Annotated in this window: 18 protein-coding genes; 13 read left to right on the top strand and 5 right to left on the bottom strand. The window is 43.7% G+C overall.

What is annotated here, in order from left to right:
* The first annotated feature begins 41 nt into the window (after positions 1–41).
* The 7 genes from LLW17_RS02440 (at position 42) to aspS (ending at position 11248) form a co-directional block, all read left to right on the top strand.
* Positions 42–581: a TetR/AcrR family transcriptional regulator gene (locus tag LLW17_RS02440; protein ID WP_350355190.1), complete on the top strand. Its 540-nt coding sequence runs from the start codon at positions 42–44 to the stop codon at positions 579–581.
* Positions 581–1960 (top strand): TolC family protein, encoded by a 1380-nt coding sequence (locus LLW17_RS02435; protein ID WP_228228676.1) that lies wholly within the window; start codon positions 581–583, stop codon positions 1958–1960. The genes LLW17_RS02440 and LLW17_RS02435 overlap by 1 nt, the downstream gene beginning before the upstream one ends.
* An 18-nt stretch (positions 1961–1978) precedes the next feature.
* Positions 1979–3154 carry an efflux RND transporter periplasmic adaptor subunit gene (locus LLW17_RS02430; RefSeq protein ID WP_228228675.1) on the top strand — a complete coding sequence of 392 codons (1176 nt, stop codon included), beginning with the start codon at positions 1979–1981 and terminating at the stop codon, positions 3152–3154.
* A 1-nt stretch (position 3155) separates the two neighbouring features.
* Positions 3156–6650, top strand: a complete 3495-nt coding sequence (locus LLW17_RS02425; RefSeq protein ID WP_228228674.1) for an efflux RND transporter permease subunit — start codon at positions 3156–3158, stop codon at positions 6648–6650.
* A gap of 240 nt (positions 6651–6890) precedes the next feature.
* Positions 6891–8612: a GMC family oxidoreductase gene (locus LLW17_RS02420; protein WP_228228673.1), complete on the top strand. Its 1722-nt coding sequence runs from the start codon at positions 6891–6893 to the stop codon at positions 8610–8612.
* A 3-nt stretch (positions 8613–8615) separates the two neighbouring features.
* Positions 8616–9329, top strand: a complete 714-nt coding sequence (locus LLW17_RS02415; protein WP_228228672.1) for a gluconate 2-dehydrogenase subunit 3 family protein — start codon at positions 8616–8618, stop codon at positions 9327–9329.
* Positions 9330–9496: 167 nt separating this feature from the next.
* Positions 9497–11248 carry an aspartate--tRNA ligase gene (gene aspS / locus LLW17_RS02410; RefSeq protein WP_228228671.1) on the top strand — a complete coding sequence of 584 codons (1752 nt, stop codon included), beginning with the start codon at positions 9497–9499 and terminating at the stop codon, positions 11246–11248.
* Positions 11249–11380: 132 nt separating this feature from the next.
* Here aspS and LLW17_RS02405 read toward each other — a convergent pair whose 3' ends face one another.
* Together LLW17_RS02405 and LLW17_RS02400 are read right to left on the bottom strand one after the other, a co-directional pair.
* A complete protein-coding gene (locus LLW17_RS02405; RefSeq protein WP_228228670.1) occupies positions 11381–12553 on the bottom strand; it encodes a beta-helix domain-containing protein in 1173 nt (390 codons plus the stop codon).
* A gap of 38 nt (positions 12554–12591) precedes the next feature.
* Positions 12592–15372, bottom strand: coding sequence for a TonB-dependent receptor (locus LLW17_RS02400; protein ID WP_228228669.1), 2781 nt, complete (start codon positions 15370–15372; stop codon positions 12592–12594).
* 287 nt (positions 15373–15659) lie between these two features.
* Here LLW17_RS02400 and LLW17_RS02395 point away from each other — a divergent pair, with 287 nt between their 5' ends.
* Both LLW17_RS02395 and LLW17_RS02390 read left to right on the top strand, forming a co-directional pair.
* On the top strand, positions 15660–16991 hold the full coding sequence (locus LLW17_RS02395) for a deoxyguanosinetriphosphate triphosphohydrolase (protein WP_228228725.1): 1332 nt from the start codon (positions 15660–15662) through the stop codon (positions 16989–16991).
* A gap of 61 nt (positions 16992–17052) precedes the next feature.
* Complete coding sequence (locus LLW17_RS02390) at positions 17053–19746, top strand: T9SS-dependent M36 family metallopeptidase (RefSeq protein WP_228228668.1); 2694 nt, start codon at positions 17053–17055, stop codon at positions 19744–19746.
* Position 19747: 1 nt separating this feature from the next.
* Here LLW17_RS02390 and dxs read toward each other — a convergent pair whose 3' ends face one another.
* Positions 19748–21517 carry a 1-deoxy-D-xylulose-5-phosphate synthase gene (dxs, locus tag LLW17_RS02385; protein ID WP_228228667.1) on the bottom strand — a complete coding sequence of 590 codons (1770 nt, stop codon included), beginning with the start codon at positions 21515–21517 and terminating at the stop codon, positions 19748–19750.
* Positions 21518–21628: 111 nt separating this feature from the next.
* Between dxs and LLW17_RS02380 the strand changes: the two genes are divergently transcribed.
* From LLW17_RS02380 to LLW17_RS02370, 3 genes are read left to right on the top strand one after another with little or no spacing between them, the layout of a single operon-like run.
* On the top strand, positions 21629–22084 hold the full coding sequence (locus LLW17_RS02380; protein ID WP_228228666.1) for a nucleoside deaminase: 456 nt from the start codon (positions 21629–21631) through the stop codon (positions 22082–22084).
* Positions 22085–22095: 11 nt separating this feature from the next.
* Positions 22096–24000 (top strand): DUF294 nucleotidyltransferase-like domain-containing protein, encoded by a 1905-nt coding sequence (locus tag LLW17_RS02375; protein ID WP_228228665.1) that lies wholly within the window; start codon positions 22096–22098, stop codon positions 23998–24000.
* Between the two features lie 50 nt (positions 24001–24050).
* On the top strand, positions 24051–24707 hold the full coding sequence (locus LLW17_RS02370) for a 3'-5' exonuclease (protein ID WP_228228664.1): 657 nt from the start codon (positions 24051–24053) through the stop codon (positions 24705–24707).
* On the opposite strand, the gene LLW17_RS02365 is transcribed toward LLW17_RS02370, so the two are convergent.
* Both LLW17_RS02365 and LLW17_RS02360 read right to left on the bottom strand, forming a co-directional pair.
* Positions 24704–25285: a hypothetical protein gene (locus tag LLW17_RS02365; protein WP_228228663.1), complete on the bottom strand. Its 582-nt coding sequence runs from the start codon at positions 25283–25285 to the stop codon at positions 24704–24706. The two genes, LLW17_RS02370 and LLW17_RS02365, sit on opposite strands and share 4 nt — an antisense overlap.
* Positions 25275–25751: an ankyrin repeat domain-containing protein gene (locus LLW17_RS02360; protein WP_228228662.1), complete on the bottom strand. Its 477-nt coding sequence runs from the start codon at positions 25749–25751 to the stop codon at positions 25275–25277. The genes LLW17_RS02365 and LLW17_RS02360 overlap by 11 nt, the downstream gene beginning before the upstream one ends.
* A 296-nt stretch (positions 25752–26047) precedes the next feature.
* On the opposite strand from LLW17_RS02360, the gene LLW17_RS02355 reads away from it, so the two are divergent.
* Positions 26048–26557 carry a DUF1440 domain-containing protein gene (locus LLW17_RS02355; protein WP_228228661.1) on the top strand — a complete coding sequence of 170 codons (510 nt, stop codon included), beginning with the start codon at positions 26048–26050 and terminating at the stop codon, positions 26555–26557.
* The last annotated feature ends 66 nt before the right edge of the window (positions 26558–26623 follow it).

Raw genomic sequence — 26623 nt, 5'->3', positions numbered from 1 at the left:
CCAGCGAGCTTTTTTTAACCCAGGGGTTTAAAAGTGTAACAATGGACGATATCGCCACACATATGGGCATATCTAAAAAAACGATTTATACCAGCTTCACCAATAAAACCGAATTGGTGCGCGAGGTAGGTTCAAAAATTCTTGCAGATTTAAAGCAAACCATCGAATGTCTTGTAGGTGAGCATATGAATCCCATAGAAGAACTGTATGAGATTAAAAAATATGTGATGCACTATCTGAAGGGTGAGCGCAGCTATCCCATTCAACAGATGCAAAAATATTATCCTGCTATCTATGATGAACTTAAAAATGACCAGTATGAGTTTATGCAACGTTGTGTGCTTAGAAACCTAAATCACGGTCTTGAAAAAGGGCTCTATCGCACAAATATTGATCCTGAATTTATTTCCCGAATCTACTTTTTAGGAATCACGGGTATTAAAGATCAAAGTCTATTTCCCATAGAGCAATTTGCACCTGCCAAACTGCACGAAACCTATCTGGAATATCACCTGAGAGGTATTGTCACCCCCGAAGGGCGTAAAATTCTTAATAACCTAATCCAATCAAACGAAGACTAATGCAATTTAAATCAACATTTCTCCTCCTGTTTTTAAGTCTGGGCTTTTTTGCTAATGCTCAGGACAGCACGGCAGTTGAGACTTACGCGCTGAGTCTGCAGGATGCCATTATATATGGTCTGGAAAATAACTACAGTGCAAAAAATGCACAAACAGACGTGGCTATTGCACTGAAACAAAAATGGGAAATCATCGCTCAGGGTTTACCCCAGATAAGCGGTGAAATCACTTATCAAAATCAGCTCATTCAGCCTACATCGTTTATCCCTGCTCAATTTTTTGATCCGGATGCAGCCCCCGGAACTTTTACTCCGGTGCAATTTAGCCCCAAGCAAAGTGCTTCGGCTACCGCTACCTGGAACCAGCTCATCTTTGACGGGTCCTACATAGTAGGGGTTCAATCTGCGAAAACACTATTGCAAATTTCAGAAAATGCCAAGGTCAAGACAGATCTTGAAGTCAAGCAGGGCATTATTGAAGCTTACGGAAACGTGCTTCTGGCCGAAGAAAGCGTACGCATTCTTCAGAAAAACCTGGAGACTATAAATAAAAACCTGTTTGATACACAAAAGATCTTCGAAAACGGACTTACCGAAGAAGAAGACGTTGAGCAACTGCAAATCACCGCACTCGATCTGGAGACCCAACTGAATAATACAGTACGCCAGCTCGCTATCGCTTATGATATGCTAAAACTAACATTGGGCATCCCCATTGACAGCAAGTTGCGCGTGACCGATCAACTTCAGGATCTTGCGATGCAATATTATGACCTCAACCTGCTTGCAGCTAGTGTAGACCCGGAGAACACCATCGATTTCAGGATTGCTCAGGATCAGGCTAATCTGGCAGATATTCAGGTAAAGCTGGAGAAAAGTAAAGCACTCCCCAGACTTACCGCGTTTGTGAATTATGGAACAGCCGGTGCGAGCAACGAGTTTACCTTTTTCAGCAATGAGCAACGCTATTTTGAGCAGTCGGTCGCCGGAGTTTCGCTTGCCGTACCCATTTTTAGCAGCGGTATGCGCGCGGCGCGTACGGCGCAAAAAGAAATGGCCTACCAGCAGAGTCTTGAAGATCTGGAGCAGGCACGCAATCAGGCAAAACTGCAAATCGCTTCGGCCCGCAACGATTACCAGTTTGCCCTTGATAATTTCGCCACACAGGAAAAAAATCTGGAACTCGCAGAACGTATCGAAAACAAGAATTCCATCAAATTCTTTGAAGGTATTGCAAGCAGTTTTGAGCTAAGCGAAGCCCAGACCCAACTCTATCAGGCTCAGCAAAATTATTTACAAGCCATGTACGAAGTTATCGCGAATAAAGCCGCTCTCGAAAAAGTACTGGACACCTCTATATATCAACCAAAAAACGATTAAATCATACACCTGTCATTTATGAAAAATATAGTTACACTCATCATGCTAAGTCTTTTGATTGTTTCCTGCGGAAACAAAAAAGACTCTGTTGAAGATATTATTGAAAACGGAAGTCTTGACGAGATGCGAGCCAAGAAAACCGAATTGCTTCAGGAGCAATCCAAGCTTAAAGTGAGCATTGATTCCCTTACAGCGGCTATTGAAGCGAAGGACACCAGCAAAAAAGCAGCTTTGGTAACCACAACTACCCTGAAAGATACCTTGTTTGAGCATTATTTTGAAGTGCAGGGCAATGTGGAAACCGATCAGAATATCGTGCTTTATCCCGAATATACCGGAGTATTGACTCAGGTTTACGTTAAAGAAGGCCAACGCGTTGCTAAAGGCCAGCGTCTGGCCCGTATAGATGATGGCGGTTTGGGCAGCGAACTTGCACGTCAGGAAGCTCAGCTTGCTTTGGCTAAAACTACTTTTGAGCGTCAAAAACGTCTTTGGGACCAAAAAATTGGTTCAGAAATCAGTTATCTGGAAGCTAAAACAAACTTCGAAGCTATGCAGGCGGCTACAAACCAGATGCGCTCCCGAATTTCCAAAACCGTGATTACCGCTCCATTTTCAGGTGTGATTGACAATCTTATCGCAGATCAGGGACAGGTAGTAAATGCCGGTCAGACTCCGGTGATCCGACTTATAAACCTGAGCGATATGTACGTTAACGCTTCGATCCCTGAAGCTTATTTGGGTAAGGTAAACGAAGGTACCGATGTAAAAATCAGACTGGCTTCCATAGGCAAAACCTACGAGGGTAAAATCAGACAGGTTGGTAATTTTGTAAGCCCCGATAACCGGACTTTCGACGTGAAAGTGGCCCTGCCAAACGCAGACAGCGCGATCAAACCAAACCTTATTGCTACCGTTATGGTTAACGATTACACTTCAGAGAATGCTATTGTAATTCCTGAAAACACCATTCAGCAAAATGCAGCCGGCTACAGTATTACTTATATCTACGTACCTCAAGGTGATGGCGCTATTGCAAAACAGGTACAGATCGAAAAAGGCTATACCGCAGATAAACAGGTCGAAATTATTTCAGGCTTAAAAAGCGGAGATCAGCTTATTATTGAAGGGGTACGCACCCTGAGAGACGGGCAGGAAGTGACCTTAGAAAATCAAAATTCAAACAACCAGTAACATGGCAAAAAACAATTATAAAGAATTTGGCATCTCGTCATGGGCGATAGACAACCGGATGACGGTGTATGTAATTACAGCCATCATTCTCATAAGTGGTCTTGCAGCCTATTACAGTATGCCCCGTGAGGCGTTTCCCGAGATAATTGAGACCAAAATTTACGTAAGCTCGGTAAACCCGGGTAATGCTGCCGAGGATGTAGAAAAATTCATCACCGAACCTCTTGAAGAAGAATTTAACGACATAGGCGGGGTTAAGGAAATTACCTCTACCACCCTTCAGGATTACAGCATCATCATCGTAGAATTTGAAGAAGATGTAGATGTTAACGTAGCCAAAACCAAGGTAAAGGATAAAGTTGATCTGGTTAAAGCCGAGACCACCTGGCCTACCCTCGATAACGGTGCCAAGGTTGAGCCTAACATCTTTGACCTGAATATTTCAGAAGAACAACCCATTCTCAACATCAACCTAACCGGTGACTTCCAGGTGCAACAGCTTAAAGATTATGCAGAGCACCTTCAGGATAAGATTGAATTGCTTCCGCAGATCAAAGAAGCAACCATACGCGGTGCCGAAGAACAGGAAGTTGAAGTAGCTGTTGATATTTATAAAATGACGGCTTCGCAGGTGAGTTTTGATAACATTCTCAATGCGATCAGGGCCGAAAACAACACCATTTCTGCAGGTAACGTAATTACCGACGGCTTGCGAAAAAACATCCGCGTTTTAGGCGAAATTGAGAATCCGGAGGAGCTTAATGACATTGTGGTGAAGCGCGATGGCGGAAACATTTTCCTGAAAGATATCGCTACCGTTCGTTTTAAAGAAAAAGACCCCACCACGTTTGCCCGGGAGTACGGAAAGCCGGTTGTGATGCTCGACGTTAAAAAACGAGCTGGTAAAAACATGATCGAAGCGGTAGAATCGATCAAAAAAATTGTAAAAGAGGAAGAAGCCAATTATTACCCGGAATCTTTAAAGATAAGCCTTACCAACGACCAGTCTGTTAAAACCGAAAGTCAGGTTGATGACCTGGTAAACAACATCATCTTTGGGGTGATTCTGGTGGTTGTGGTCCTGATGTTCTTTTTGGGCTTTAGAAACGCGCTTTTTGTAGGTTTTGCGATTCCGCTTTCGATGTTTATGTCCCTCACTATTCTTTCGGTGCTGGGCTTTACGCTTAATACGATGGTGCTTTTTGGTCTCGTAATGGGACTGGGAATGCTCGTAGATAACGGGATTGTGGTGGTAGAAAACGTGTACTCCCTGATGGATCAGGGCATGTCGCGCATTAAAGCGGCCAAACAAGGTATGGGCGAGATCGCCTGGCCTATTATCGCTTCAACAGCGACTACGCTGGCGGCATTCTTCCCGCTGGGTCTGTGGCCGGGTACGATAGGTAAGTTTATGATTTACTTCCCCATAACCCTTTCGGTCGTGTTGAGTTCGTCACTCTTTGTGGCGCTTATTATCAACTCGATGCTTACCTCACGTTTTATGAAAACTGAAGAGGAAGAGCTTTCGAAGAAAAAATTGATACGCTATAGCCTGATTCTTGCCGGTGTAGGTATCATCGCTTTGGTAAGCGGTTTCATTACCGATTCAGGCGGACTGCGAGGTATTGGTAACCTGATGTTGCTTCTTGCAATATTACTTTGGGCTTACAAATATTTTCTTGCCCGTGCTGTGCGCTACTTTCAGTACAAATCACTTAAAGATCTGGAGAATTTCTACGAGCGCTTTTTAAAGTTTGCGCTTCGCGGAAAACGGGCCTATGCGTTTTTCTTCGGAACCCTTCTGATGCTGGTTCTTTCGTTTATACTAATTGGTATCGTGCAACCGAAGGTTCTGTTCTTCCCGGAAAATGAACCTAACCAGATCATCACGTACATCGAATATCCTGAAGGAACCGCAATTGAAAAAACAGACGCCCTCACCAAGGAAATTGAGCAACGTGTTTTTGACGCCATTAAAAAATATGAAGATCCTGATGGATACAACTTTATGGTAGAAAGCGCCATCTCACAGGTGGGTCAGGGTGCCGGAAACCCACAAACCGATGGTGGGCAAAGCAACGAGATGCCGCATAAAGGTAAGATCACGCTTTCTATGCGTGACTTTAAACTGCGCCGGGATGTAAAAAGTAGCACCGTGCTTAGTGAAGTGCGTAATGCGGTAAAAGGATTTCCCGGAGCTTCGGTAATTGTGGAAAAAGATGCTGCCGGTCCTCCGGTAGGATATCCTATCAATATCGAAATAAGCGGTGAGGACTATGAGGAGATGCTTCTCGCTGCCGAAGACATGCGTACCTACATTGAAGATCTGGGCATAGGCGGTATTGAAGAACTCAAACTTGATGTAAACCGCTCCAAGGCCGAACTGGGTGTCACGGTTAATCGTGAAAAAGCGGGTCAACTGGGTATCTCTACTGCCGCGATTGGACAGACTTTGAGACGTTCGGTTTATGGTGAAGAAGCTTCGACTTATAAAGAGGGAGATGATGATTATGAGATCAATGTGCGCTTTAATGACGAGTACCGCTACGATGAAAACGCGCTGTTCAATCAGCCCGTTACCTTTAGAAACAATCAGGGTCAAATTGTTCAGGTACCTATTTCGGCTCTGGTAGATAAAAAAGCATCTTCAGCCTTTAGTGCGATTAAACGAAAAGAACTGAAACGCGTAATCACCCTGTATTCTAACGTGCTTACCGAGCAGGGCTACAACGCCACCGAGATTGTGGGTCAGCTTAAAGAAGAATTGAGCGGCTACAATACTCCGGCCGGCATTTCATACAGCTTTACCGGAGAACAGGAAGAGCAGGCAGACAACCTTAATTTCCTGTTGATGGCACTGGGTATTGCGATGGGATCTATTTTATTGATTCTTGTTGCGCAGTTTAACTCACTGTCAAAACCCATTATCATTTTGATGGCAGTAATCCTGAGTTTGGTTGGGGTATTCCTGGGTCTGATCATCTTCCAGATGGACTTTGTAATTCTGATGACGATGATGGGTATCATCTCGCTTGCGGGTATCGTGGTGAATAATGCGATTGTATTAATCGATTATACGCAGATTCTTATAGATCGTAAAAAAGAAGAATTGGGTGTTGAAGACGAAGATTATCTTACCCGTGAAGAATACTTCAGACTTACGGTTGCCGGAGGTAAATCACGTCTAAGACCGGTATTGCTTACTGCGATTACTACGGTATTGGGCTTGATTCCACTTGCGGTAGGTCTTAATATTGACTTCTTTGGTTTATTTACCGATTACGATCCGGGAATTTACATAGGTGGTGATAACGTGATTTTCTGGGGTCCACTGGCCTGGACGGTTATTTTCGGATTGGTTTTCGCGACCTTCCTGACTTTGGTAATCGTACCGGTGATGTTTTATCTGACCAATCGTGCCAAGGTAAAATTTGCAGACAAGCGCAAAGCCCGTGAAGAAGAGAAAAGACTGGCAAAAGCCGAAGCCTCAAACTAAAGTAAACTGCCTCGTGGAAACCACGGAGGAATCCAGGCACTACTTTCAAGGCTAAACCCGAAATATTAAACCTTTTGGCCTAGCCGCTAAAAATCATTTGATCCAAATGCCCCGCTCATACCGGGGCATTTGTAGTTTAAAATAGATCGTTCTATCTGCCCGGAGTTGGTATTCGTCGAAAAGTGTTTTTCATATTCTTAAAATAATTCTAAATTATGACGGTATTCTAATCCGCATTCCATGCAAATAATCGAAGATGCCACGTTCTACGATGCCATAATCGTAGGTTCGGGCGCCGGTGGCGGTATGGCCACCAAAATACTCTCTGAAGCAGGTCTTAAAATCGCCGTGGTTGAAGCCGGCCCATTCTTTGACCCTGCAGATCCCGATCAGCGTACCCAATTGCGCTGGCCTTATGAATCCCAGCGACGCGGTCGCGGAAAAACCCGCCCTTTTGGGGAGTTTGATGCTGCCTACGGCGGTTGGGAAATTGAAGGTGAACCCTATACCCACAAAGACGGCACCGAGTTTGACTGGTTCCGGTCGCATATGCTGGGTGGGCGCACCAATCACTGGGGGCGTATTTCGCTGCGCTTTGGCCCAAAAGATTTTAAACACAAAGATGTTGACGGTCATGGTGAAAACTGGCCCATCTCCTATGATGACATCAAACCCTATTACGACCGGGTAGATAAACTCATCGGCGTTTTTGGCACCAACGAGGGTCTGCCTAACGATCCCGATGGTTTCTTTTTACCACCACCCAAACCGCGTCTTCACGAACTTTTCTATATCAAAGGAGCTCGTAAGACCAATTTGCCGGTTTACCCCTCGCGCATGTCTATGCTTACCAAACGCATCAATAACGAGCGCGGGGTATGTTTTTACTGCGGGCAATGTGGACGGGCATGTTCGGCTTATGCTGACTTTTCCGCAGGAACCTGTTTGGTTTTTCCGGCGCAAAAAAGCAAAGGCCAGGTTGACCTCTTTGTAAATTGTATGGTGCGTGAAGTCACCACCAATGAAGAAGGGAAAGCCACAGGTGTTTCGTACATCAATAAAGAAGACCGCAAAGAATATAAACTTAAGGGACGTGTTGTAATTCTTGGCGCTTCAGCCTGTAGTACCGCACGTATTTTGCTCAACTCCAAGAGCAAACAACACCCTAACGGTCTGGGCAACAGCAGCAATCTGGTAGGTCGTTATCTGCACGATTCGACCGGTGGGGATCGTATGGCATTTGTGCCCGATTTGATGAACCGTAAAGTTTCATACAACGAAGACGGTGTGGGGGGAATGCACGTGTACACACCCTGGTGGGGCGATAACTCCAAGCTCGATTTTGCCCGCGGTTACCACATTGAAGTCTGGGGTGGTATGGGAATGCCCAGCTACGGTTTTGGCTTCAATGTAAATGATTTCAATAAATTCTTTGGTACTCAGGCCGGTGGCTATGGGGATATTTTACGCAGCGATGCCAAGAAATATTATGGTGCCATTGTGGGTATGAGCGGCCGTGGTGAGTCTATCGCACGTTATGAAAATTACTGCGAAATCGACCCGAATGTGGTTGATCAATACGGTATTCCCGTGTTGCGTTTTCACTACAAATGGTCTGATCAGGAGCGCAACCAGGCCAGGCATATGCAGGATACTTTTGAGGAAGTACTTACCAATCTGGGCGGAATTCCATTAGGTGACAAACCGGGGAAAGAGCAGGATTACGGCTTGCACAAACCCGGAAGAATCATTCACGAAGTGGGAACGACGCGCATGGGTGACGATCCTAAAACTTCGGTAACCAATAAATTTCAGCAGCTGCACGATGTGGACAACGTGTTTGTAGTAGATGCTGGCGTATTTGTCTCGCAGGCAGATAAAAACTGTACCTGGACCATTTTGGCTTTATCGATGCGCGCTTCCGAATATATTGTTGACCAACTTCAAAAACAAAATCTCTAAGCTATGGATAGAAGAGACAGTATAAAATCTATGGTGCTGGCTTCTCTGGCGGGAGGTCTCGCACTTCAGGGTTGCAAGCCAGATGTTGAAGCGCCGGCACCGGTTGCAACAAAACCGGCAGAAGGTGTTAAATGGCGTACCGCAGCAGAAAATGCAGGCATTGAAGAAATCAAGGAAGGTGAATTTCTCAATGAGCACGAGCGCGAGAGCCTGAGTGTAATTTGCGATCTTATTTTGCCTAAAAGCGATGCATTTGCCGGCGCTTCAGACGCAGAGGTAGTTGAATTTATCGAGTTTACAGCATTAGATGTTCCGGAAATGCAAAACCCGCTGCGCGGTGGTTTGATGTGGCTCGATCATGAGTCGAACTCCAGATTTGATGCCGAGTTCAAAAAAGCTACCGCAGACCAGCAAAAAGAAATCCTGGATGATATCGCCTTTTACGACCCCAACAAACCGCAAAGCGAGCGTTCGTTTCAGGTGAACTGGTTTTCGCTGGTGCGCAACCTCACGATGACCGGTTTTTACACTTCAGAAATCGGTATAAAAGAAATAGGTTATAAAGGAAATCTGCCCAATGTTTGGGATGGTGTGCCTCAGGATGTACTCGATCAGCATGGCGTTGCTTACGAAGAAGAATGGCTGGCCAAGTGTCTTGACCCCACTAAAGCCGGCGATATTGCCGAATGGGATGAGAACGGTAATTTGATTACCTAATCCGCTCGTTTTAGAAAATTCTGATAAAAAATCAGGCTTCTCCTAAGTAGCCTGATTTTTTTTGCCTGAACCCCAGCCTTTCTTTTGGCGCTGCCAAGCTATTTTGTGTGTATTTAAGTCCAAATACAGCCTTATCTTCTTAAATTTGCAGCTTCAAAATAGCAAGCATGTACAGAACGCATAACAATGGCGCATTACGCGCCAGTCACATAAATGAAACGGTTACCCTTGCAGGTTGGGTACAAAAAACCCGCGATAAGGGATTTATGATTTGGGTAGACCTGCGCGATCGCTACGGGATCACCCAACTTATTTTTGATGAAGAGCGTACTCCCAAAGACGTGATGGAACGTGCTAAAACCCTGGGGCGCGAATTTGTGATTCAGGTGACCGGTAAAGTGATTGAGCGCGAATCTAAAAACCCAAAAATGCCTACCGGTGATGTGGAGCTATTGGTAGAAGAACTCAGCATTCTAAACGAGGCCAAAACGCCACCTTTTACTATTGAAGACGCGACAGACGGCGGCGAGGATTTGCGTATGAAATACCGCTACCTCGACATTCGTCGTAATCCGGTAAAAGAGAAGCTCATCTTTAGACACAAGGTAAGTATTGCCGTGCGCAACTACCTTTCTGAAAAAGGCTTTATTGAAGTGGAAACCCCATACCTCATCAAATCTACGCCTGAGGGTGCCCGTGATTTTGTAGTGCCCAGCCGTATGAATGAAGGCCAGTTTTATGCGCTTCCACAATCGCCACAAACCTTTAAGCAATTGCTTATGGTGGGTGGAATGGATAAGTATTTTCAGATTGTAAAATGCTTTAGAGACGAAGATTTACGCGCCGACCGCCAGCCGGAGTTTACGCAGATTGACTGCGAAATGGCTTTTGTGGAGCAGGAAGATATTTTGAATGTTTTTGAGGGCTTAACCAAACACCTCCTGAAAGAAGTGGTTGGTTTTGAGATCGAAAACTTTCCGAGAATGACCTATGACGAGGCGATGGCCAAGTACGGTAACGATAAGCCGGATATTCGTTTTGGGATGGAATTCTGCCCCCTAACCCCCAAAGGGGGAACCACATTCGGATTTGGCGTTTTTGACGATGCCGAATTGGTAAACGCAATTAACGTTGAAGGTTGTGCGGAGTATTCACGCAAGCAAATTGACGAGCTCATCAACTGGGTGAAGCGTCCTCAAATTGGCGCCACTGGTTTAATCTGGATAAAATATAATGCAGACGGAAGCTTAAGTTCTTCGGTCAATAAGTTTTTTGACGAAGACTACTTAAAACATTTCGCAGAAGAGGCACAATCAAAACCCGGTGACCTTATTTTGATTATGGCGGGAGAAACCCACAAAACCCGCACGCAGCTTAGTGCCTTGCGTATGGAACTGGCCAACCGCCTGGGTCTGCGTAAGTCAGACGAGTTTGCACCGCTTTGGGTGGTAGATTTCCCACTTTTAGAATGGGACGAAGAAACCGAACGTTATCACGCAATGCACCACCCATTTACCTCGCCCAAACCCGGCCAGATGGAATTGCTGGACACCAATCCCGGCGATGTAAAGGCAAATGCTTACGACCTTGTTTTAAACGGAAATGAAATAGGCGGTGGTTCTATACGTATTCACGATAAAGAGACGCAGTCTAAAATGTTTGACTACCTCGGCTTTACCAAAGAAGAGGCTCAGGCACAGTTTGGCTTCCTGATGGACGCCTTTCAGTACGGCGCCCCGCCACACGGTGGTCTGGCTTTTGGTCTTGACCGTCTTGTGGCTATCTTAGGTGGTCAGGAAACCATACGAGACTTTATCGCCTTCCCTAAAAACAATGCCGGCCGTGACGTGATGATTGATGCTCCGGCTAAGATTGATGACGAGCAGCTTAAGGAGTTGAATTTGAAAGTTACTGTATAACTCACACAACCTTAAACACCAACAAAAAAGTAGGCTCTTTTCAGAGCCTACTTTTTTATGTCTTATTGGTATGAAAAACAAAAACCCCGAACATTAGGTTCGGGGTTTTATAATAGCTAATTCAAATAAAGCTTATCTGGTCCAACCGGTTCTCCAGCTGGCATAATCAGTACCTGTACCGTCACCATCTCCGGTGATAAAATCACCGATAGTAAACTCAAAGGTGGTATCATTTTTCATTTTTGTAGTTACGTTAGTAAATAACACATCGGTAACCTGTAGTTCATCATCAAGAACTCCCTGACCTGTAGGGCTGTTTCCTTTATCTCCATCAAGGTCAAAACCTTCTTCAAAACCATCGATTAAAACATTGGTGAAGATTCCCTGAGTTCCTGCACGCAAACGTACAGCTTCGGTATCTGGAGTATTACCCTGGCCTATGATAGTTAGGTTTCTTACGTTAGGAGCAGAAAAATAAACAGGATTTGAGTTATTACCTATATCAGTATTATAACCATCAGCCTCAATACCTTTATCGTGTGCAGCTCCGTGCTGAATATAAATGTTGTTCAATGTACCTGAATAACCTTCTGTCCAGTCAACTGAATCATCTTCAGCATCAATAACAGAAATAAAGCTTACGTTAACGGTACCTCCAAAGAATTCTACACCATCATCTTTACCTTTAAAAGCCTGAATGTGATCTACAACAGTACCATTACCTACACCGTAGAATGAAAATCCGTTGTTTTCAGACTGACCGTCAGCAGCACCTCCAGAATATTCTACACGTACGTATTTAATAACACCTGAGTAGTCTGAAGCGTCTCCACCGCCGTAAGGAAGAGCTCCGATTTCTGAAGTTGAAGTAGCTGAACCACTTGTAGAATTTATAGGTGCTCTACCTAAAAGTATTAATCCTCCCCAGTCACCTGCTGCAGGAGTAGCTGCTGCAGAAGTAAGAATGATAGGACTGTTTGCAGTACCCTGTGCATCAATCTCTGCACCCTGAGAAATAGCGATATACACATTAGCTCCGTTGGTAGCTCTAATTGTTGTACCGGCAGGAATGGTAAGCTTCGTATTACGCGCCATAATCAACGCATCGGTAAGGGTATAATCCTGACCTGCCGTAAGGGTAAGGTCTGAAGTATAGGTTCCCTTTAATTCTGTTCCTACAACCGGGGTTTGTGTACCTCCATTACCGTCAACATTAATAACGATATCAGCTGTATCATCGGCTTCACAAGATGCGAAAAGTATCGCAGCCGCCAGTAAGCTTGAAAATAAATAATTAGTCTTCATTGTATTTAAGTGTTAAGTGTAAATTTTTTGGTTACTTTTTAGAATGAATATTTTACGGAAAGACCCAGATCAATACCTCTCTTATAATTAGAGATTACGATATCTCCTGTAGGCTCTGCTCTGAAATACTGAATATCCGGGTCTAACAGGTTTTTAGCACTAAGGTTTAATTCCCAGTTATTACCCAACTCATTGCGCAAAACAAAGTCAAGATTATGTACGCCTTTCTCAATAATATTACCCAGCTGACCAGATCCTAAAGCTTCAATACGATCATCAAAGTAAGAGTAGATAAGGTTTGCTACGGGTTTGTAACTACCTAAAGTAGGACTGTAGCTTAAGTCTGCATTTATAAGATAAGGGGAAGCTCCCTGAAGTTCGTCGGTACGATCAAGAGTTGAAACAAACGAACCGTTAGAACTCTTCAGCTTTTGCTCTGTTTTCATTACAGTCGCATTGAGACCAGCGGCTAAAACCGGTTGCTCATCCTCATTGGTAAGTAAATTTTTACGCAGTTCAAATTCAACACCATAAACTGTTGCCTTATCCCCGGTTCTGAAATAACGCTGTGTTCCTGTCGCGTCGTTTGCAATCACCTTATTCACAGGATCATTTATTTCTTTACCAAAACCTGAAAGGGAAAGCAATTCACCTTTGCCAAAAAACCATTCGTATTTAAGATCCAGGTTGTAGATATTAGAAACCGCAGGATCATTAAGCAAATCTGGGTTACCTCCTACGCGCTGAGTTACATCCTCATATACAAAGGGTGCAACCTCTTTAAATTCTGGGAAAGAAACTGTTTTTGAGGCTGAAAAACGCAGGTTTGAGTCATCATTTACCGCATACTTAACATTCAAACTGGGCAGGTAAAAGTTTTTATATGCTGCAGACTCACCAATACCGTTGCTTCCGAGGTTGATCACATCATAAGCGATAGATTGTCTGAACGATTCTACGCGGAAACCGGGCACAAACAACCACTTTCCGGTAGTAATTTCAGCATTTACATATCCCGCATGGATATCTAGCTTCCCATTATAGGTGTTTTCATAATTACCAGGGAAATTACGGTTATCGATACCATACTCAGGAGCCAGTGGTCTAAAAACAAAGGTGTCGTAGATAGTTCCCAAATTTTCAAGATTGAAAACACCATCCAGGTTATTGATATCCGATACTTCGGTACGAGGTTCAAGTAGATCGTAACCATAACGAATATTTTTGAAATCACGAGTCTTGGTTCTTCCATTGTAACCGAAATTCAATTTTATAGCTTCTGAAGCTTTGTATTCCAGATTCAAACGGCTGTTAATTTCCTCGTCTTGGATATCCTGAAAATAACGCTGATTATCGAAGTTGGTATTGTTGAAAAATGAAGGATTGGTATTAGGATCGTTATCCAGTGCCAATTGATAGTTTTCTAAGGTAAAACGCTTACGGTCAGGCTGTCTTGCAAAAACACGATTATAACCTACACCCCAGCTCAATTCGAGCTTGTCATTAAATTGATGATCCCCTGAGAGCTGGTTTACGAAAATCATATCCTGAGTGAATAAAATATTTCGAACAAAGAAGCCCTCATCTATACTAATAATACCATCACGGTTTGTTCCGTTTCCGTCAACACCATAATCTCCTACTTCATCTGAAGAACTGTTCAGGAATAAGGAGTTATATGAAATACGGTGCTTGCTGTTGATGCGATAAATGAGATTTGCCATCGCGGTGGTGGTGGTTGAATATTCAAATTCCTCAACATCATCAAAGCGTTGCTTGTACTCACTGGTAAAGTCTGCCTTAGAACCTCTTCGGTATTCAAAATCATTTGCAAATGAAGCAGTCGCAAAAACACTTAAACGGGTCTCATTACCAAAGTCAAAAGAGGTACCACCGCTTATGCTTCCGTTTAGATTAATAGGCTGGCCGCCATCTACGGGATCGACCGGTTGAGAAAGAACAACTGCGAAGGGGTTATTATCATAACGATTATAAAAACCGAAGTAACCTGTACCTTCACTACGCACAAAGTCTTTTCCTGCTGCACGCGTGTTGATTCCACTACCCAATGAAATGTCTAAAAAGCCTTTTCCTTTATAATCCTTAGCGATTACATCTACGTTTGAAGCAGCAAAGTCTCCGTAGAACTTTGTTGAATAGGCCTTACTTACAGCTACATTCTGAATAATATCAGATGGAAAAAGATCAAGATCAATGTTTTTACGCTCAATATCATTTGAAGGAAGCGAAAGCCCATTGTAAGTAGTGTTCAAATAACGATCTCCCAGACCACGCACATATACATTACCCGATCCGCCCGATTGTTTTGAAACCCCGGAAATTTTTGCAATCGCAGCCGCAGCATCACTAACCCCTTTACGGGCAAGTTCATCTGCACCAATAGTTTGCTGAATCGCCGTGGCATTCTTTTGTTCTAAAAGTAAGGCTACCTCAGATTCACGTGATACGGTGGTTGTAATTACAACCTCATCAAGTGCCGCAGCTGTTGCGCCTAAACCGGTATTGATTGTGGTCACCTTTCCGGCTTCAACAACCACATTAGGAATTTCTACAGTCTCATAACCTACGAAACTAAATACTACAGTATAAGTACCTGCATCAACATTAGCTATCTCATATAAACCATCAAAATCTGTCGTGGTTCCTTTTGTTGTACCTTTTAATTGAACAGTTGCAAAAGGCAAAGGTTCGTTATTCATTTCTTTATCGCTCAATACGCCTACTACACTCCCTGTACCCTGAGCGAATGCTGCAGAAGTAAATATAAGTACTAGTAAAACCAGATAAATTTGTTTCATTTTATGCTTTTATTTGTCGCTGCAAAGATGTCCCTAATGTTTCGCCGGGGGGTTAATGCAGTGTTATCAATTCGTAAGCTGGGGGTTACTTCATGGTTACCTAAATGTTAAGAGATTTTCAGCCAGCTGAAAATCAGCCACTTTAAAAGGGCTTAAAAATACTCTTGCCTTCCCAACAGGGTCAACTGCACTATTTCATTTTAAAGTTTTGAGCCAATAGTAGTTTTAAGGCGTTTTCAGTCAGTATCGGTCAAAAAATGTAACTTGCCGTAAAACTTGAGATTATGATGAACTGGGAGCAGCTCCTCTCTTTAAAGAAGTTTGGCGACACTTCAAAACGACTGCGCAGCGAGCAGGATGATATACGCCTGGGCTTTGAAGTTGACTACGATCGTATCATTTTTTCTTCTGCCTTCAGGAGTCTGCAGGACAAAACTCAGGTGATTCCGCTTTCAAAAACCGATTTTGTACATACCCGCTTGACGCATAGTCTGGAGGTTTCAGTTGTAGGAAGGTCTTTAGGAAGAATGGTTGGAAGGCGCATTTTAGAGAAACACCCACATCTGGAACAAATACACGGGTATAAGTTTAATGACTTTGGAGCAATTGTAGCCGCGGCCGCTCTGGCCCATGATATAGGCAACCCTCCTTTTGGACATAGTGGCGAAAAAGCCATTGGCGATTTCTTTAAAAACGGCTACGGCAAGCGCTATAAAGAAAGCCTTACGGCGAAAGAATATCAGGACCTCATTAAGTTTGAGGGAAATGCAAACGGCTTTAAGATTTTAAGCCAAAGCAAACCCGGCGCAGGAGGCGGACTAAGACTATCCTACGCGACACTTGGAGCGTTTATGAAATACCCGAAAGAATCCCTGCCTCACAAACCCACCAGCGACATCAGCGATAAAAAATATGGCTTCTTTCAATCTGAAAAAATCTTTTTTGAAGAAGTCGCCGCCGATTTAGGCCTGCTGCAACGAAGCTCAGGACAGGATTTAAGCTGGTATCGTCATCCCCTTGCTTTTCTCGTGGAAGCGGCAGATGATATTTGCTATACAATAATAGACTTTGAAGACGGCATCAATCTGGGTCTGATTCCCGAAGAATATGCACTCGAATATATGGTAAAGCTTGTGGGTAAAACCATTGACCGAAGCAAGTACAATGCTCTTTCTCAAACATCAGACCGCGTAAGCTATCTGCGGGCATTAGCTATTAATACCTTAATTAACGAAGCGGTAGAAACCTTTATGGAGCACGAGGATGAGATCCTAAACGGTACTTTTCATCATTCGCTTTTAGACAAAAGTGCTTATCAGGCACAAATCACCGATATTATCAACCTCAGTATAGAGCGTATTTACAACAGCCGGGAAGTAATTGAAAAGGAGATTGCAGGATACGAAATCCTATCAACCCTTCTCGAGGCAGGCTGCAAGGCCCTTGATGACAATGAAAATCATTTTAATCGCCTCATTCAAAAACTACTGATTAACGAATTTAATCCAGAAAACACGCTGTATCAAAATCTCATCCAGATTTGCCTGCACGTCTCTACAATGACCGACGGTAAAGCCCTGCGCAACTACAAAAAAATCAAAGGTTTAGATGTTAAATAATCTAAACTATATATTGAGATAGCTCCCTAAATTAGATATTTACAGGGTTGACTTTTTTGCTATGAAAAAAAATTACCTGTATCTAATTCTGGGGTTCTGTTTTCTATGTACCCCTTTTGTCCTGCGTGCGCAAACCGATTATAAATCAATAATCGATGCTTATCTAAATTCACAACAAAACAAAGCCAGCTCTGTAACTGCAGAATGGAAGGTTGTTGCAGCTTCAACACAAAACAACCTGACTCAGGTTGTGGGTCAACAGGTATATAAAGGCCTACCCGTATTTAAGGCAGTAAGCTCCTATACACTTAATTCTAAGAAAGAGGTGGTATATGCAATTGATTCCTATACACCTACGTTCGACACAAAACAAGCCGAATCAACAGATCAGGGTGTTTTAGCAGCAGTAAAAAATGCAGCAGCTAACTTAAAGCTGGGTAACATTCAAAATTTAAAAGTACTTGAGCAGCACGAAGATTTCTCGTATAAACTCAATTCAGCAGGCATTTCGCTTGATCCCATCACCGCTCAGAAAGTATATTTTCCTACAGAAACAGGGAGTCTAAAAAAAGCTTACGCAATTAATATCCATGAACCGAAAGGTATACACTGGTGGAGCGCAGTAATCGATGCTTCAAACGGAGAACTTTTAAACCTAAATGATCACCTGCTTACGTGTAACTTTGGGAATCATACCGCATATCATTCAGGTAAGAATACCTCCAGAAAACTCAGTTTTGAAACTTCAAAATCCCCAAATGCAAACGCGCTTGCCGGTGAGCGCTATCTGGTTTTCCCGCTACCATTAGAAAGTCCGGCAGAAGGTGATCAACAAGTCGTAACTGAGCCTCAGAATCTGACCGCCTCGCCCTTTGGCTGGCATGATGATAACGGTGTGGAAGGTGCCGAATATAACATAACCCGGGGAAACAATGTTTATGCATTTCTTTTGGAGCCCGACTTTTCAATTGGCGATTCTCCCAGTGGCGGTGATGATTTGGATTTTAATTTCCCATTCGCAGCAGACTCCCAGCCTCAGGAATATACCGATGCTTCATTGACAAATCTGTTCTACGTTAACAATAAGCTTCACGACATCCTGTATTTTTATGGCTTTGATGAAGCCGGTGGAAACTTTCAGGCCAATAATTACGGGAGAGGTCGCACAGAAGTAGTCAATGGAAATACAGAAACGATAGGTGATGGCGACCCTGTTTTTGCATCGGGTCAGGATCCCAATGGGTTTAATAATGCAACTTTTGGTACCGATCCCGATGGGGAAATCGCAATTATGCAGATGTTTCTGTGGTCAGCAATTGGTCCCGCCGGTGAACCCCTTTCTATAAACAGCCCCACGGCACTTGCAGGTTCGTATACAGGTTACCCGGCAGGCTTTGGACCTTCCCTCCCACAAGCGCCCATTAATGCAGCATTAGTTTTAGGCAGAGATGACAATAGCGGCGATTCATTAGATGAATTTGACGGCTGTGATCCCTTAACAAATGCTTCGGCACTAAACAATAAAATTGCGGTTTTCAGAAGAGGCGGCTGTAATTTTACAGAAAAAGTAATTCTTGCCCAAAATGCAGGGGCTTTGGCCGTAATCATCGTCAACAATGTAGATGATCCCATCTTTCAAATGGGTGGAAGCGATCCCGAAATAACCATTCCCTCGATAATGATTTCTAAAGCAGACGGAGATCAAATCATCGAGGCGCTTATAGCAGGCACTACAGTTAATGGATCTCTGGTTGATGTGGGCCCATACAGACGTGACGGTTCTTTAGACAACGTGATTATTGTACATGAATACGGTCACGGCGTCTCCATGCGTCTTACAGGAGGACCTGAAACAGTTGATTGCCTGGAAACCTGTACGCAGCGTGATGCAGATGGCAACTGCGTGAGCGGGACTTTTACCGAGCAAATGGGAGAAGGCTGGTCTGATTATTTGGGGCTTCTGCTTACGATGCAAGCTTCAGACACTCCCCAGCAGTCACGCCCCATTGGTAATTATGTTGTACAGGGAGAAAATGACGAAACTTTAGGAATCAGACCTTTCCCCTATAGCACCGATTTATCTGTAAACCCTGTCACATACGGCGATACTAATAATACTGCTCAATTTTCGGCTCCACACGGAGTAGGCAGCGTTTGGGCTTCTATGCTTTGGGATTTAACCTGGGATCTTATAGATATTTACGGCTTTACTAGTGATGTTTATTTAAGTGAAGGAGGTAATACCATCTCTCTTAAACTGGTTATGCAAGCTCTGAAAATGCAGCCCTGTCAACCCGGCTTTGTCGATGGCCGTGACGCTATTTTAGCGGCAGACGAAGTGCTTTATGGCGGAAAACATGCCTGTTTAATCTGGAAAGCCTTTGCTCGCAGAGGTCTCGGAGTCAATGCACGGCAAGGGAGTTCGGAGTCCAGATTAGATCAGATAGAAAATTTTGACGTCCCCGCAGAATTTCAGGGAAATTGTGTTTTAGGTGTTGAAAATGTAAATGATACGAACAAAGCCTTCTTCCTGTTTCCAAATCCTTCCAGAAATCAGGTTAATGTGTTTATCAATGGCAACTTCGGGGAAGGAAACATCACTATTTTTGATCTTAACGGCCGTAAAGTGCTAACACAAAAACAAATACTTTCTGACCAGATAGAAATCAATACCTCGTCGTTGTCGCAGGGCGTTTATATCCTGCAGGTTAAGAATGATACGGTTTCTGCCAGCAGGAAACTCATCATCAACTAGCTTATTCCGCTAATAACTCGTGGATTTTGGATTTCAGCTGAGCCTCTGTTAACCCGATAGATTGATACAGTTCTTCTGTACTTCCCTGTTCGATAAACTCATCAGGGATACCAAGGCTGGTTATGCTGCCCTTATAATTTGAAGAAACTGCTGCTTCAGCTACAGCACCGGCCAGACCGCCTTTAAGCACTCCGTCTTCAAGGGTAAGGATGTTGTGATACGTACTGAAAACGTCCTGAAGCGTTTCGGTATCCAAAGGCTTTATAAAACCGAAATAATACACCGCAATGCTTCCGCTGAAGGATTCTGCTAGTTTTAAAGCCTTCTCCGTGAAATGGCCGGTCACAATCAAGGCTAGCTGATCGCCTTCGGTGAGCTTTTCGGCTTTGCCTAATTCTACCTTCTGAAAAGGTTTTTTCCAATCTATAACGGTACCTCTTCCTCGTGGATAGCGTATGGCAATCGGCAAATCGAGACCTGCCTGAGCCGTAAACATCATATTCCGCAGGCTTTCTTCATTTCGCGGAGCGTAAATTATAAGATTAGGAATACACCTCAAGTAGGCCAAATCAAATACCCCGTGATGGGTTGCCCCGTCTTCTCCTACCAGTCCGGCACGGTCAATACAAAACACCACCGGTAGTTCTTGCAAGGCCACATCGTGAATCAACTGGTCATACGCCCGCTGCAGGAAAGTCGAATACACAGCACAAAAGGCTATACCGCCTGAAGCTGCGATTCCGGCTGCCAGGGTTACTGCGTGCTGCTCAGCAATCCCTACATCAAAAGCCCTTTCGGGAAAGGCCTGCATCATATATTTCATCGAACTCCCGGTAGGCATCGCCGGTGTAATCCCGACAATTTTTGGATTCTTTTTAGCCAGTTCAACCAGGGTTAAACCAAAAACATCCTGATATTTGGGAGGTTGGGGTGTTTCTTTAGCCGGACTCAACTCGCCGGTCAGCGCGTCAAATTTTCCGGGAGCGTGGTACTTAACCTGATCCCTTTCTGCCTGCTTCAAACCTTTTCCCTTTGTGGTAATCACGTGAAGAAATTTTGGCCCTTCAATCTTTTTCAAAGTTTTAAAAATCTCCAGCAATTTATCGATATCGTGCCCGTCAACCGGCCCAAAATACTTAAAGTTTAAAGCCTCAAAAATGTTTACACTGCGCTGACTTCCGGTTTTGACCTGAGTCAGGTAATTTTTTAAAGCCCCCACACTGGGGTCAATTCCTATCGCATTATCGTTTAGAATCACGAGAATATTGGCCTTGCTGTCCCCAGCGTGGTTGAGGGCTTCAAAGGCCATTCCGCTGGCGATAGAAGCGTCTCCTATCACCGCAATATGCTCTCTTTTTGAATCGCCCTGCAATCTCGAGGCAATCGCCATTCCCAACGCCGCAGAAATCGAAGTGCTGCTGTGACCGGTACCAAAAGCGTCGTATTCACTTTCGGCCATTTTCGGAAATCCGCTAATGCCCTTATACTGTCTGTTGGTATCAAAAACGCTGCGCCTTCCGGTTATAATTTTATGCCCGTATGCCTGGTGGCCCACATCCCAAATAAGTTTATCATAGGGTGTATTAAACGCATAATGTAAAGCCAGGGTGAGTTCTACCACACCCAGACTGGCGCCCAGATGTCCTTCTTTGGCTGCTACCGCTTCAATGATAAACCGGCGCATTTCGGCAGCAAGAGCTTCAAGCTTATCAACAGGAAGTTCACGTAAATTGGAAGGAAAATCTATGGTTTCTAGCAAGGGATACTTCATAAGACAAAGTTAGCCGAAATATTTAGTCGGTACGTCTTAAAATGAATCCTCAAAACTTTATATCTTGTCCGTATTAACCGCCGCATTTCAATAATCCTACAAAAATTTTAAATGGCTTTATTAGACCCTTTTGACGATACCTATTTTATGAAACGCGCTTTGCAGGAAGCCGAGGCCGCTTTTGATCAGGGCGAAATACCTGTAGGAGCGGTAATTGTCACCAACAACACCATCATTGCCCGTGCGCACAACCTTACCGAGCGCCTTAATGATGTCACCGCACATGCCGAAATGCAGGCCATTACCGCCGCAGCTAATTATCTGGGCGGAAAATACCTGCGCGACTGCACGCTGTATGTAACCCTTGAGCCCTGCCAGATGTGTGCCGGCGCTCTTTACTGGAGCCAGCTGGCCCGCGTGGTCTATGCCGCACCAGACCCTAATCGCGGTTTTATAAAAATGGGTACTCAGTTGCATCCTAAAACCGTCTATACCGGCGGTGTGCTCGAAGCTGAGGCCGAAACGCTTTTAAAACGTTTCTTTATTGAACGCCGTAATCTGAATTAAGCCCAGAATTGATGAAAAACACCATTGCAGAACGCGTAGCCGATTTTTTAAAAGACTACCCGCCATTCCAGTTTCTGAGTTCCTCGAGTTTGCTTAAAATTTCGGGTGAAGTACAGGTCTTGTATTACGAAAAGGACAAAGCCATATTTAAAGAGGGTGAAAAAAACACAGGCATTTTTTATGTAGTTAAAGACGGTGCTGTAAGACTCTCGCGTACCGAAGAAAATGAACCCAAAATCGTGGATATTTGCGATGAGGGTGATCTTTTTGGCCTTCGGCCTTTGATAACAAAAGAAGATTACGAACTATCTGCTTCGGCCAATGAAGAGACTATCTTATACGGCATTCCCATAGACCTCTTTTTGCCCATTGCCCTGGAGCACAAAGAAGTGAGTAACTTCCTTATCGCCTCTTTTGCTTCCAATGTTCAGGATCCCTACTCGCTTGAAGAAAGCGGAAAATTGTTTACCGAATATTCCGTAGAGCGCAACAGCGAAATTTTCGATCTGCAAAAAGCTAAATATTCTAAAAACATACTCACCTGCACGCCCGAAACGCTGATCAAAGTGGCTGCAAGCAAAATGAGCCACCGCAACGTGGGCTCTATCATCGTCACGGAAGACAATAAGCCAAGAGGCATCATAACCAACAAGGATTTGCGGGATAAGATCGCGACGGGCGCATTTGATATTACCGATCCGGTAACCCAAATTATGACCCGGCCGGTGCGCTGTTTTCATAAAGACCCCACCGTGGCACAGGCGCAGCTAATCATGCTCAAAAACGACATCAGTCACCTGTGTATCACCGAAGACGGCACGCCAGACTCTAATTTGCTGGGGCTTATCACCGAGCACGATATCGTGGTTTCCTTTGCTAACAATCCGGTGGTGCTTATGAAAGAGGTAAAACTGGCTAAGCGCACCAAAAGATTGCGTAATGTAAGACTCAAAGTCTCTCAACTGCTCAAAAAGTATCTGGCTCAAAACCTGCCTCTGTCTCAGATTCTAAATATTCTGAATGAAGTAAATTACGCAATCACCGTTAGGGTCATTGAGCTTTCACTTCAAAAAATGGAGGTATCCCCACCCTGCAAATTCGCATGGCTGGCATTGGGTAGTCAGGGCCGTAAAGAGCAACTCTTACTTACCGATCAGGATCACGCCATTGTATTTGAAAATGTAGCTCCTGAAGATTATGAGGCAACCCAGACTTACTTCATTAAACTGGCTCGTCACATCACCCGTTCCCTGCATAAAATAGGTTATGATTACTGCCCCGCAGATATGATGGCGAGTAACCCGCGCTGGTGCCAGTCTGTGCAGGAATGGAAAAATCAATACGACATCTGGATCAAAGACCCTACGCCTGAAAGTCAGTTGCTCTCTGCAATTTTCTTTGATTACAGCTATGTCTATGGTGATACCGAACTCGTCACCCGCCTTTCTGATAATATTTTAGACACCCTTGACCAGAACAACATGTTCTATCGGGTTATGGCCAAAGATGCGATACGCAGCCCGTCACCTTTAGGATTTTTCAGGCAGTTTCTGGTTGAAGAAGACGGCGAGCATAAAGATTTTTTTGACATTAAGTCCCGCGCGTTAATGCCGCTTATTGATGCTGCCCGCGTATTGAGCCTGCATCATAAATTGCGCAACATTAACAATACTGCTGCCCGTTTTGAACGTCTTGCTGAAATTGAAACCAATAATAAGGAGATTTACGAAAGCTGCTCGTATGCGTTTAAAGCCCTCCTGAAATTTAGAACCCGACAGGGTATTCTGCACGGTGACTCCGGGCGTTTTATAGAACTGGCGACTTTAAGCAAAGCCGAAAAACTAAAACTGAAACGCTGCTTTAAACCCATTCAGGATATACAGGAAATATTGACGGTTCGCTACCAACTCAAATAAATCGGGTTGGCGTGAATTAAGAATGCCTTATCCTGCTGATTTTAATCGCTATGAGAATTCCATTTTTTCAGAAAACACCAGATCCGCCCGCCTTTTACAAGGAGTATGCTGTGCTGTTTACGGGCCTCGAAGATCCTGCTCCCGAAGATGCACGCTTTGTGGTTTTTGATACCGAAACTACAGGACTCAATAAACAAACAGACCGTATCCTCAGTGTAGGGGCCGTTGAATTGCGGGGTAACCGCATAAACCTGTCAAACAGTCTTGAGCTCTATGTCGAACAGGAAGTTTTCAGTAAAGACGCCGTGGCCATACACGGCATTTTAAAAGAGAACAGTAAATACCAAAAAATCAGCGAAGAAGAAGCCGTAAAGCAATTTCTTAATTATATCGGGAATTCCGTGTTGGTAGGACATCACATAGGTTTTGATGTAGGTATTATAAATTATGCACTTAAAAGACTGGGAGCTCCTAAACTTAAAAACAAAACCATAGATACCGGAGTTTTGCATAAACGCACGGTACATCTTGTAAATATCACAAATCCTGATAAGGTTTACAGCCTTGACGAATTGTGCGAAGAACTCAATATTGCCCGTACAGACCGGCATAAGGCCATTGGAGATGCGTACATTACAGCTTTGGCTTTCCTGAAGATTTTGTCCAGACTAAAAAAACCCAAACGACTAAAAGACCTTACCCGTTAATTTAGGTTTTGAGACTTCCGCAATTTATTTACCAGATTATCGTGGTCTCCAAGGGTTTCAAAATCCAGACCTTTAGATTGGCTTAAAAGCTTTTTTATTTTTTCCAGATAAGGGATTTTTGCATCGGTAATTAGCGCCTGCATGTGAAACTGAAAAGCAGAGTATAACAACAGATGCAATCTGGATTTATGCGGTGTGGCCTGATACTGCCTCATAAATTTTTTACAACAGGACAACAGCAACAAGGGATAATCTACAAGCGTATTTACCACGGTACCAAAATAATCCAAAACATCCCGCCCGTGATTTTCTTCAGACACGATAACGATATCGCCTTTTATCTCAGTTTCCTGAAAAAGCCATAGATTTTTAGTAATAAAAGCAGAGCAATCCTGCTGATGACTGTAATATACATCAAGACCCAGACCCGTACTTATTACAAAAACATCAGAACCCAGTGCATTGATAAGAAATCTCGAAAAGTCCTTTTCCTGATCGGGGTTTAATACCGATTTTGAGCCTAAGCCGGGTTTTCTAAATCGAATGCTATGCAATTGATCTAAAGGATCAGCCTGCATCTTCCAGTATTTTTTCGATCTGATTGAGGCCTTGCATACGGGCGTGGTCAACCGCCTTAAGCCCTCTCCCGTCCTGAAGGTTTACATCTGCATTATAAGAAAGCAACAGTTCAACCAACTCTTTTTGATTAAAAGTAGCAGCATAAATCAAAGCCGTCGCCCCGTTAAAATTCTGAACGTTTACATCAGCACCCTTCTCTACCAGAAGTTGGGCTACTTCGGTATAGCCTTTAAAGCAAACGCCCATTAAGGCAGTGTTACCGCTTGCATCTTTAGCGTTGATTTTAGCCCCGCGTGCGATAAGTTGCTCACAAACATCGCGATGGCCGTAGTAACTGGCCAGCAATAAAGGGCTTGACCCGCGTTGATCTACTGCATCTACAAGCTGTGGCTGCGCTTCTAAAATTTGGTTGATTTGTATGCCATCGCCGGTGCGTATGGCATTAAAAAGCGTTTCAGAATTCATATTATTAGGGTTAGATGTATTTCAAGTTTTGATTAAACAACGAGATTGGCAACATCGCTTAAACTCAATACGTACCGGGCAAGATACCCTTAAGTTTGTGATATAAACGTGTATCAACATTGCATATTTGAATTTAACAATAAGTCAAACCTATATCCCAGTACCTAACACATAAATAAAGCTAATTTCAAAAAAACTATAATAGCAAAATGTTAAAATAATTTGCTGTGAAAGAGCTGTTAAACCAGCGTTCTACTACCTCGTGTCTTTATAAATTTAAACCAAAATCCAATACTATGAGTAATGCTGTAGAAGCCTGGTTAGAAAAAGATTCATTTTCTTCTAATGTGACCAGAGGTTTAATATCCGGTGTTTTAGGCGGGCTTGCCGGCACACTGGTTAAAACCGCAATTGAGAAAGTACTTCCTGTACGTAAACCCAACACGCGGTCTGCTCAGGTTAAGCTGGTAGATGATCTTTCGGTCAAACTTACCGGTGAACGCATAAGTGAGACCAATCACGAGCTGGCAGAACAATTAATAAACATACCTTTTGGAGCCAGTCTGGGTGCTACTTACGGCTATGCCAAAAGGGATAAAGGTGAAATAAGTATTCTTGAAGGCGCTGCATACGGCGCTACAACCTGGATAGGTACCCACGAGACCTCGCTGCCTCTATTAGGATTAAAAGATAAACCCACAGATATACCCCTGAACATTCAGGTTAATGAACTCATAGCGCATGTTGCCTTTGGTATAACAACCGAAGTTATTCGCGGGTATGTAGCCCGAAGATTGAAAGAGTAGATTTTATAAAATAAGAAAACCCGCTAATTCCCTAATCTTAGCGGGTTTCTATTATACGCAAAGCAC

Origin of the sequence: Leeuwenhoekiella parthenopeia (genome assembly GCF_020782115.1) — a bacterium.
Taxonomy (GTDB): Bacteria; Bacteroidota; Bacteroidia; order Flavobacteriales; family Flavobacteriaceae; genus Leeuwenhoekiella; species Leeuwenhoekiella parthenopeia.
The sequence above is the reverse complement of the archived record's forward strand: the minus strand, read 5'-3'. Positions and strand labels throughout refer to the sequence as shown.